The sequence below is a fragment of the Methanobrevibacter sp. 87.7 genome (assembly GCF_002208625.1).
Classification (GTDB): domain Archaea; phylum Methanobacteriota; class Methanobacteria; order Methanobacteriales; family Methanobacteriaceae; genus Methanarmilla.
This window is the reverse complement of record NZ_MRCT01000072.1, coordinates 1-9,412: the sequence shown is the minus strand read 5'-3', so window position 1 is coordinate 9,412 and position 9,412 is coordinate 1. Positions and strand designations below refer to the sequence as shown.

General features: G+C 23.7%; 10 protein-coding genes. 7 read left to right on the top strand and 3 right to left on the bottom strand.

Annotated elements, in window-relative coordinates; translation table 11 throughout:
• The first annotated feature begins 161 nt into the window (after positions 1–161).
• Entirely contained in the window at positions 162–1,796 is a 1,635-nt protein-coding gene (locus BGI41_RS04800; RefSeq protein ID WP_088539095.1) for a dihydropteroate synthase-like protein, read from the top strand.
• Positions 1,797–2,111: 315 nt separating this feature from the next.
• Here the strand turns inward: BGI41_RS04800 and BGI41_RS04795 are convergent, their stop codons facing one another.
• Entirely contained in the window at positions 2,112–2,501 is a 390-nt protein-coding gene (locus BGI41_RS04795; RefSeq protein WP_088539094.1) for a hypothetical protein, read from the bottom strand.
• A gap of 232 nt (positions 2,502–2,733) precedes the next feature.
• Positions 2,734–3,261 carry a hypothetical protein gene (locus tag BGI41_RS04790; protein WP_088539093.1) on the bottom strand — a complete coding sequence of 176 codons (528 nt, stop codon included), beginning with the start codon at positions 3,259–3,261 and terminating at the stop codon, positions 2,734–2,736.
• A 310-nt stretch (positions 3,262–3,571) separates the two neighbouring features.
• On the opposite strand from BGI41_RS04790, the gene BGI41_RS04785 reads away from it, so the two are divergent.
• The 6 genes from BGI41_RS04785 (at position 3,572) to BGI41_RS04760 (ending at position 9,034) form a co-directional block, all read left to right on the top strand.
• Positions 3,572–4,432, top strand: a complete 861-nt coding sequence (locus BGI41_RS04785) for a MoxR family ATPase (RefSeq protein WP_088539092.1) — start codon at positions 3,572–3,574, stop codon at positions 4,430–4,432.
• Between the two features lie 86 nt (positions 4,433–4,518).
• Positions 4,519–5,691 (top strand): VWA domain-containing protein, encoded by a 1,173-nt coding sequence (locus tag BGI41_RS04780; protein ID WP_088539091.1) that lies wholly within the window; start codon positions 4,519–4,521, stop codon positions 5,689–5,691.
• A gap of 47 nt (positions 5,692–5,738) precedes the next feature.
• Positions 5,739–6,671: a TIGR00269 family protein gene (locus BGI41_RS04775; RefSeq protein WP_088539090.1), complete on the top strand. Its 933-nt coding sequence runs from the start codon at positions 5,739–5,741 to the stop codon at positions 6,669–6,671.
• Between the two features lie 236 nt (positions 6,672–6,907).
• On the top strand, positions 6,908–7,108 hold the full coding sequence (thiS, locus tag BGI41_RS04770; RefSeq protein WP_088539089.1) for a sulfur carrier protein ThiS: 201 nt from the start codon (positions 6,908–6,910) through the stop codon (positions 7,106–7,108).
• Between the two features lie 198 nt (positions 7,109–7,306).
• Entirely contained in the window at positions 7,307–8,161 is an 855-nt protein-coding gene (locus BGI41_RS04765) for a DUF89 domain-containing protein (protein WP_088539088.1), read from the top strand.
• 36 nt (positions 8,162–8,197) lie between these two features.
• The gene (locus BGI41_RS04760; RefSeq protein WP_158211965.1) at positions 8,198–9,034 is read left to right on the top strand and encodes an NAD(P)-binding domain-containing protein; all 837 of its coding nucleotides are present in this window, start codon (positions 8,198–8,200) and stop codon (positions 9,032–9,034) included.
• Positions 9,035–9,070: 36 nt separating this feature from the next.
• On the opposite strand, the gene BGI41_RS04755 is transcribed toward BGI41_RS04760, so the two are convergent.
• Positions 9,071–9,331 carry a hypothetical protein gene (locus BGI41_RS04755; RefSeq protein WP_088539086.1) on the bottom strand — a complete coding sequence of 87 codons (261 nt, stop codon included), beginning with the start codon at positions 9,329–9,331 and terminating at the stop codon, positions 9,071–9,073.
• Positions 9,332–9,412: the final 81 nt, after the last annotated feature.

The window sequence follows — 9,412 nt, the reverse complement described above, 5'->3', positions numbered from 1 at the left end:
TTTTTATTATTATATGTTTTAATTTTATTTGATTTTTAAATCTTATTTTACGAATATTTTTTTATTTTTATTAAATTTTTATAAATTTATAAGATTATTTAAAAAAATTTAATTAATTAGTAAAATAAATATGTACTATATTGATTATTAAAGGGATTGTTATGAAAATACTTATTGTTACTGGAAATCTTGCATATCCTGCAATTATGGATATTGTAAAAGACTCAAAAGAGGATGTTATTGTTCATAAAGCAAATACTCAGGTAGCTGCTTTTTTAACTCCTAATAAAATTATTAAAGAAGTTAAAGATAATTATGATGATGAATTGTCTACAATTGATATGATTTTAGTTCCAGGTTTAATAAGAAAAACAACTAATGAAATTAATGAGAAGTTAGGTATCCCTACATTTAAAGGACCAACTGATTGCGCTGATTTAGGTATGGTAATTGATTTAATTAGTGATCTTAATTTAGCTACTGATAAAGCGGCTGATCAATTAATTGAAGAGGAAAAAAGAAAAAGAGCATTTCAATTTATTGAAGATTTTGAAAATGATACTGATAAAAGAGAAGAACTTCTTAAAAAACCAAATAATATATTAGTTAGAAATTTACCTGTTGGTGAAGATTTTCCAATTAGAGTATTATCTGAAATTGCAAATGCACCTTCTCTTTCTAAAGAAGCATTAATTAAAAAATGTAAACATTTTGTTGAAAGTGGTTCTGATATGATTGATATTGGAATGGCTGCAGGTGAAGATAATTCTGATATGATTCCTGATTTAATTAAAACTTTAAGACCAATTGTTGGAGATAGACCATTAAGTATTGATACATTAAATCCTAAAGAAATTAAGGTTGCTCTTGAAAATGGTATTGATCTTGTTTTAAGTTTAGATTTAGGTCATGCAGAAGAACTGGTACCATTATTACATAAGTACAATGTTCCAGCAGTACTTCTTCCAACAAATTTTGCTGTAAATAAAGTTCCTCATACTATAGATGAACGTTTAGATTATATTAATGAACTTATTGGTTATTGTGATAAATATTCTCCAGATGAACCAATTGATTTTATCGCAGATTTAATTCTTGATCCTGTAAATAGTTCAAGTATTGTAGATTCTATAATTGCATGTAAAGAATTTAAAGATAAAAGTCCATATCCATTGTTCTTTGGTGTAGGTAATGTAACTGAACTTATGGATACTGATTCTGTAGGTGCTAATACTTTACTTGCAGGTATTGCTATGGAAATTGGTGCATCTGTTTTATTTACTCCTGAAGAAAGTGGAAAAACGGAAGGTAGTGTTTATGAACTTGCTGTTGCAAGTAAAATGATGTTTTTAGCTAAACATAGATCATCAATACCTAAAGATTTAGGTATAAATCTTTTAAGGTTTAAAGATAAAAAACAGAGATTAGATATTCTTGGTGAAGTTATGGTTGAAGATACTTCTGATTTGGAAGTTATTAAAGCAAAAGAATCTAAAAGATTTGTACGTGATCGTGCAGGTAGTTTTAAAATAATAGTAGATTATGCAGATAAATTTGAAGATAGAAAAATTAGAGTAACTCATTTCAAGAAAAATAAACCGGATATTGTTGTTGAAGGTAAATATCCAAAAGAAATATATGATGAACTTGTAAGGCAAGGTCTTATTTCTATGATGGATCATGCTGCTTATATGGGTAGTGAACTTCAAAAAGCTAGAATTGCAATGATTACTGGAAAAGAATATGTCCAGGATTTCTCATTATTTAATAAACCTTTAAATTGGAATGAAAATTAATTTTTTCATTTTAATTATTTTTTAGCTATTTTATTATGAAATTATTATTTTTTATATTTTTGAATTAATATCTTATTTTTTTAGTTTATTATAAAATTAGTATTTTAATAAGTATTTTGCTTTTTATAAATTTAGTTTATTTTTTTAGTATTTGTTTAATAAAATTATTTAATATATAAAATTAGTAAATTTATAAATCCAGTGTTTAAATTATGTAATTAGTTTTAATTTATAAAAATAGTTAAATTTTTAAAAAAAGATTTGGTATAATATTATATTTTAAATATAATATTATAATAATTTTATTTGTTATAATTAACCAGTATATGGGTGGTCGTAAGTATCGGCATAACCTTGGTCGTAAGTGCCAGAATCTGATCCACTATCACTACTTCCACTGTCACTACTTCCACTATAATCTGAACCTGATTCACTATAACTGCTTCCAGATTCATAATTTGAACCTGAATCACTTGTACTGTAGTATCCATTACCATCAGAGGTAGTAGTACTTTCTACAGAACTATCGCTTCCACTATTTGTGATATTGGTATCGTTTGTATTGTTTGCTGTTAAATTGGTAGTATTATTAGCTGTATTATTAAGTTTTACATCTCCTTGGCTACTCATAGCAAATACTATACCAATACCTACTGCAATAATGGCAATTACGAGAATTAAAATGATTATATCTTCTTTTTCCATTTTTTCTCATCCATATTTTTTGTATAAAATCAATTATATTTATATTATTAATCTTTTCATTTTAAATAATTAAGATAATTCACAATTAATATTTTATATTATAGTAAAAACTTATTAATATTATAATAATTGTCAATTGTCTTCGTATTTAATATATTTCTAAATATATTTATTATTTTTCATAAATTCTAATTTTTAAGATTTTGAGTTTTTATTTTAATTGTAAGAATTATTAATTGAGTTGATAAAAACTGTTAATTATATTTTTAATATTATTATTAATGTCATTACCTAACCATTCTATCATAACTCTTTTATCTTTAACTTTAAAGAATGCTAATCTATAATCTCCTCTAGTTTCTGAATGAAGACTTACATAAAGTATTTGGTGATTATCTACTGTTGTATTTTCTGTTTTTAAACCAGTATCTTGGTTGTTTTCACCTTCAGCAAAGTAAGACATGTCACTATTATACATTTTATCTCCATCGTCGTCATTACTGTATACTGTAATATATAAACTATCATTATCAGTTCCATATAAACTGTAACTTGTTTTATTGGTTACACAACCATTTTGATATTGATCAGGTATCATACAATTGTATCCATTAATTGTAGTATTTTTACCTTCTAAACTTATTTTATTATTATTTGTAAAATTAATATTATTATTGCTATTATTGTATATTAAAGTAATTCCAGCAATAATAATTATTAAAATAATTATTCCTCCATTTAATAATGTTTTTCTATTCATTTTAAACTTCCTTTATTAGTTTTTAAAAATTTTTCTTTTTTTATTTAAAAACTTTCATTATTCTATTTATATTTAATATAAATTATTAAATTTTCCATATATCTAATTTTACTTATAAGCTTTATTTTTAAAACTGTTTTTACTTTGATTAATTTAGAAAATTTAATTTTAATTAAAACTTAATTATTATATTATATAAAATAGAAACTATTAAATAATTATATTAATAATTGTAATATATTAATTTTAAAATTTTTATTTAATCTATATTAATTATTTAAAATTAGCATTTAATTATAAGGTTATTTTTATGAATGAAGATTTAACTGTTAAAAATATTGATGATAAATTATTAGAAAATAATTATGTTTCTAATTCTGAAATTACTACTACTGTATACTTATCATTAGCATTAGGTAAACCAATTTTAATTGAAGGACCTCCAGGAGTTGGAAAAACTGAACTTGCAAAAACTATTGCAAAATCTTTAGATAGAGATTTTTTTAGAATTCAATGTTATGAAGGTATTACTTTTGAACAAATTGTTGGTGAATGGAATTATCAGAAACAACTTCTTGAGTTAGAAGCAGTTAAAGGTCAAGAAACTAATATTGATGAAGATATTTTTAAAGATGTTTATTTTATTAAAAGACCTTTACTTTCTGCATTTTCAAATGAGAAAGATTCCATTATTCTTATTGATGAAATTGATAAAGCAGATGAAGAGGTAGAAAGTTTTTTACTTCAAGCTTTAGGTGAAAAAGAAATCACTGTAAATGATTTAGGTACTTTCCCATTAAAAAATGATTTAATATTTATATTAACTTCAAATTCTCAAAGAATGTTACTTGATGAAACTAAAGATAGATGTTTATATTTATATATTTCTTATCCATCAAGAGAAAGAGAAATTAATATTGTTCAGAAAAAAGTTCCTGAAGCAGATGAAGATTTAATTGGAAAAGTTGTAGATCTTGTTAATAAAATACGTTCTTTAAATTTACTTAAAAAACCATCTGTAAGAGGAAGTGTAGATTGGGTTCGATCTGTATTAAGTTTAGATATAGATGATGAGGATAAAGCACTTAAAGCAAGTGTTGGTTCTGTTGTTAAAAATCAATCTGATAAAGAGAGAGTATTAAAAGACGTATTTAAAGAGAAATATCAATAAATTCTTAATTTTATATAATTTTAAGAATTTTTCAATTTTTCTTTTTAAAAGATTATAGATGTTTAAAAGGAATTATTGTGATTAAAATGGTTGATATTAATCAAATTATTAACTTGTCAAATGATTTAAGAAATGATGGAGTAAATGTTAGTGTACGTACTACTCAGACTGCATATGATGCATGTTCTCTTTTAGATGGTTCTGATAGGGATGTATTAAAAAATGCACTTAAATCTGTTTATGTAAAAAATAAATATGATATTCCTAAATTTAATAAGGCATTTGAAAAAGTTTTTACTTTAAAACCTATTAATGAGGAAGTTGAAAAAGTTAATCCTAATAAAATTGCTAAAAATAATTTTAATCATAGTAATAAAATGAGGATTAAAAAACTTCCTAAAAATAGTAAATCTAAAAAGAAAGATAATAATAATTTTAAAAATAAATCTCTTGAGGAGCTTATGGGTGCACCACCTTTAATTGAACATGAAGAAAATCTTGAAAAAGATTCTGAATTATTAAATAAAGATTTAACTAAACTTAATAATTTTGATCCTCGTATGTTGGAGTTATGTCAAGAGTTAGGTAGACGTATTGCTAATAAACGTTCAAGACGTAAAAATAAAGCACATACTAATAAAATTGATATTAGAAAAACTATTCGTACTAATCTTAAATATGGAGGTACAACTTTAGATCTAATTAAAGCTAAACCTCGTAATCGTAGAAATCAACATTTATTTTTAGATGATATAAGTGGGTCTTGTGAATGGATTAGTAGTTGGTTTTTTATGTTAATGTATTCTTGCCAGTCTGCATTTAAAGATTCAAGGACTTTTGAATTTGATAATAAAACTATTGAAACAACTGATGCATTAAAATCTAAATATCTTTTAGAATCTTTTGTAGAAGTAAGGGATATGCGTATAAAAAATGCTATGGTTCATGGAACTTCTAATATGTATACTGCATTTAAATCTTTCATGAAACAAGCAAAAATAAGTAATAAAACTTATGTTATTATTCTTTCAGATTGTAGAGATTGGGCAGGTCCTAAAGTTAATGGTGTTCCTGCAAGTGTAGATTTAGTAAGGAAAATGGCTCATGATGCTAAAAAAGTTATTATTTTAAATCCTGAAGATAGGTATAAATGGGATGTTGTAGATAGTTGTGTTTCTTTATATCGTGATGCAGGTGCTAGTGTATATGAAGTAAATACTTTAAATCAACTTGCAGACTTTGTAGCAAATATGAACTAATCTTCTTTTTTTATTTTTTTAATTTTAATTATATTTATTGTGGTATTATGACAGTATGTACAAAATGTGGAAATCCAAAGGTTGTTATAACACGTAAACAATCTGGTCAATCATTATGTAGTGATTGTTTTATAAAAAGTATTGAGAAAAAAGTACAAAAAACTATAAGACGTGAAAAACTCATAACAAAAGGAGATAAAGTTATGGTTGCATTATCTGGAGGTAAAGATAGTGTAGTAACTTTAGATATTTTAAATTCTTATCGTGAAAGACATGTAATTGATTTATGTGCAGTTACTATTGATGAAGGAATTAAAGGATATAGAGATGAAGGTGTAAGAATTGCAGTAGATCATGCTAAACGTCTTGGTATTGAACATGAAGTTGTATCATTTAAAGATTGTTTTAATATAGATCTTGATGAGATTATGAAAACTGATAATCACAGAGGATCTTGTACTTATTGTGGTGTTTTTAGACGTTGGATTATTAATCGTCAAGCTAGAAAATTTGGTGCAACTAAAATTGCTACAGGACATAATTTAGATGATGAATCTGAAGCTATTTTAATGAATTATTTAGAGGGAAATATTAATAATTTATCTTCTCTTGGAGCTATTACTACTTCAAAAAGTCCAAAATTTACACCTAAAATTAAACCATTACGTGAAATTCCTGAAAAAGAAGTGGGATTATATGCTCTTTGTAAAGGTTTAGAAATTCATTTAGCAGGATGTCCTTATGCACAAGAATCTTTTAGAATGGAAGTTGCTAATATTCTTAAAGATTTAAGTAAAAATCATCCAACTATTATGTACTCTACATTAAAAGGTTATGATAAAATCAAACCTCTTGTAAAAGAAAATTATGCTCTAGAGTATCATGATGGAGATTGTGAAATTTGTGGTGAACCTTCTTCTAACAAATTATGTCGTGCTTGTACTTTTTTAAAAGAATTAGGTAAAGAAGTTAATATTTAATTATAATCTTTTTAAAGAGTTAATTAATAATTATTAACTATTTAAACAATTTAATTAATAATTTAATATTTAATTATAAGTTTTTTAAAGAGTTAATTATTAATTTTTTAATTTTTTATTTTTATAGATTAATTAAAAATATTTTAAAATAGTAATTATTATAAATAAAAAGAAATATATTATAACTATAGTTATATTTTTATTTATTATTTTAATTTAATGATTGGAGGTTTATTATGAGTTTTACAGCATCATTTCAAAATAAAGAAGAAACTAAAGATTTTAAAGAAGGTTTAACTATTCAAGATGTTTTAGATGATTTAGAATTATCTTCAGAAACAGTTGTTGCTAAACAAAATGGGGATATCGTTGTAGAAGATACTGAAATCCAAGATGGTGATGAAATTAAATTAATCCAAATTATTTATGGTGGTTAATCTTTAATTTTTAACTTTTTTATTATTTTTTGTTTAATTTTCTTTTTATTAGTTTATTTAGTTTTATTTTATCTATTTTTTGTGTTTTTTTATTAGTTTTTGTTTGGTTTTATTTTATCTTTTTATTATTTTTAGAATATTATAAAATTTCCACTATTTTTATTATTATAAAATAACAAATAAAATATTGGTGATAATATTAAAGTTCATTATGAATGTGCACCTTGTTTTTTACGTCAAGCAAGAGAGGCAATGGATTTAATAACTGATGATGATGATTTAAAAGTATCCTTAATGGAAGATGTTTTTGAATTATTATCTAAAGAATATTATGATGGAGCAAATTCTAATTATTTAGGTTCTAAAATTCATAGATTAATTAAAAATAAGACTAATTCATTTGATCCATATAAAAAACAGAAAGAATTATCAAATGAAATGGCATTAGAATTTTTACCTGAAGCTAAAAAAGTATTAAATGATACACTTGAATCTTATGTTAAGTTATCTATTGTTGGAAATATGATTGATTTTGGAGCTTTTCAATTAGATGAAGATATTAAATCTTTAATGGAAGAATCATTAAATAAAGATTTAAAGATTAATGATGTTGATAAATTAGAAGAGGCTCTAAAAAAATATGATGATGTTTTATATTTAGTAGATAATACTGGAGAAATTGTTTTTGATAAATTACTTCTTGAGAAAATAAAAGATTATGATATTAATGTTACAATTGGAGTTAAAGAAAAACCTATTGTAAATGATGCATGTATGGAAGATGCAATTGAAGTTGGTCTTAATGAATATGCAAATATTGTTAGTACAGGTGAAGATACTGTTGGATTAGTATATTGTGAATTATCTTCGGAATTTAAAGAAATTTTTGATAATTCTGATTTTATAATATCTAAAGGATTAGGTAATTTTGAAGGTTTAACAGAATTAGATTTATCTGATAAAGACGTGTTTTATTTAGCATGTGCAAAATGTCCTGCTACTGCTAAAATGATTAATGTAAATGTTAATGATATGTTTTTATTAAAAAATTAACTTAGATTTTTGATGTTTATATCTATAGGTGAAAATATGATTGTAGGATTTATAGGGTTTGGAGAAGTTTCATCAGTATTATCAAATATATTGTCAAAAAATGGTATAAGAACAGTTACAGTTGTTAAAGGTAGAAGTAATAAAACTCAAGAATTAGCAGTTAAGTCAGATGTTCAAATTTTAGATTCATATGAAACCTTAATTAAAGGTTCTGATATTGTAATTTCTGCAAATTCTCCAGCTAATGCATTGAAAGTTGCAGAAAAATATGCTGATTTAATGGAAGATAATATTTATATAGATTTAAATAATATTTCACCTGATACAACAATTAAAATAGCAGATTTATTTGAAAAAGATCATCCAGTAATTGAAGAAGAATCAAAACATAGTATTTTTTCAAATACTGATGAACCTGATTTAAGAAATCCTTTTGTTGATGGTGCAATAATTGGTAAAGTTTCTAGTGAACCTTCTTTAATTTTATTTTCTGGTTCAAAAGCTGAAGATCTTGCAATATTAAATAATTATGGTTTAAACGTTATTATTGTAAGTAAAATTCCAGGTGATGTTTCAACATTAAAAACATTAAGAAGTTTATATACGAAAGGTGTTTCTGCAGTTTTGATGGAGACATTTGAAGTTGCTAAATCTCTTGATCTTGAAAGTCAATTATTTGAAATTTTATCTATGACTGAAGGAGAGGATTTTGAACTTAAAGCTAGATCAAGAATAAATAATTCCTATAAAAATTATAGAAGAAAAGCAGAGGAAATGGATGAAATTTTAAATTTTCTAATTAATGTATTTCCAAATAAAAATTTTATAATGACTAAAGCGTCTAGCCAAAAATTTCATTTAGTTAAAAAATAATATAAAAATTTAAGGATTATAATAAAATTGAATTGCTTAAAGATTCATGTAAATTCTTAAACTTTTTACTTCAGTTAAATCTTTGCTGAATTTTTTATGTCCTTGATTATTGTATAATTCTAATATATAGCTATTTTCTTTCTTGTTTAAGATTATTTTTTGGATTCTATTATATAAGTTAATATTATTTAGAAACATTTCATGTGGTTCATTAAGTGTTATTATTATGTTTTCGTTTTCAATAGTTTTATTATAATCATGTTTTTTAATTACATTTTCAAGTTCATTTAATTCCATAAATAAATCCTCCTATGATTTATTTAAGTAAAAATATAAACTATTTTTTTAAAATATTTCTAATTTCTTATAATATAAATA

What these genes read in the sequence shown, in the direction of transcription:
- BGI41_RS04800 (WP_088539095.1), top strand. Translation starts at nt 162, where the DNA reads ATGAAAATACTTATTGTTACTGGAAATCTTGCATATCCTGCAATTATG.
- BGI41_RS04795 (WP_088539094.1), bottom strand. Translation starts at nt 2,501, where the DNA reads ATGGAAAAAGAAGATATAATCATTTTAATTCTCGTAATTGCCATTATT.
- BGI41_RS04790 (WP_088539093.1), bottom strand. Translation starts at nt 3,261, where the DNA reads ATGAATAGAAAAACATTATTAAATGGAGGAATAATTATTTTAATAATT.
- BGI41_RS04785 (WP_088539092.1), top strand. Translation starts at nt 3,572, where the DNA reads ATGAATGAAGATTTAACTGTTAAAAATATTGATGATAAATTATTAGAA.
- BGI41_RS04780 (WP_088539091.1), top strand. Translation starts at nt 4,519, where the DNA reads ATGGTTGATATTAATCAAATTATTAACTTGTCAAATGATTTAAGAAAT.
- BGI41_RS04775 (WP_088539090.1), top strand. Translation starts at nt 5,739, where the DNA reads ATGACAGTATGTACAAAATGTGGAAATCCAAAGGTTGTTATAACACGT.
- thiS (WP_088539089.1), top strand. Translation starts at nt 6,908, where the DNA reads ATGAGTTTTACAGCATCATTTCAAAATAAAGAAGAAACTAAAGATTTT.
- BGI41_RS04760 (WP_158211965.1), top strand. Translation starts at nt 8,198, where the DNA reads ATGATTGTAGGATTTATAGGGTTTGGAGAAGTTTCATCAGTATTATCA.
- BGI41_RS04755 (WP_088539086.1), bottom strand. Translation starts at nt 9,331, where the DNA reads ATGGAATTAAATGAACTTGAAAATGTAATTAAAAAACATGATTATAAT.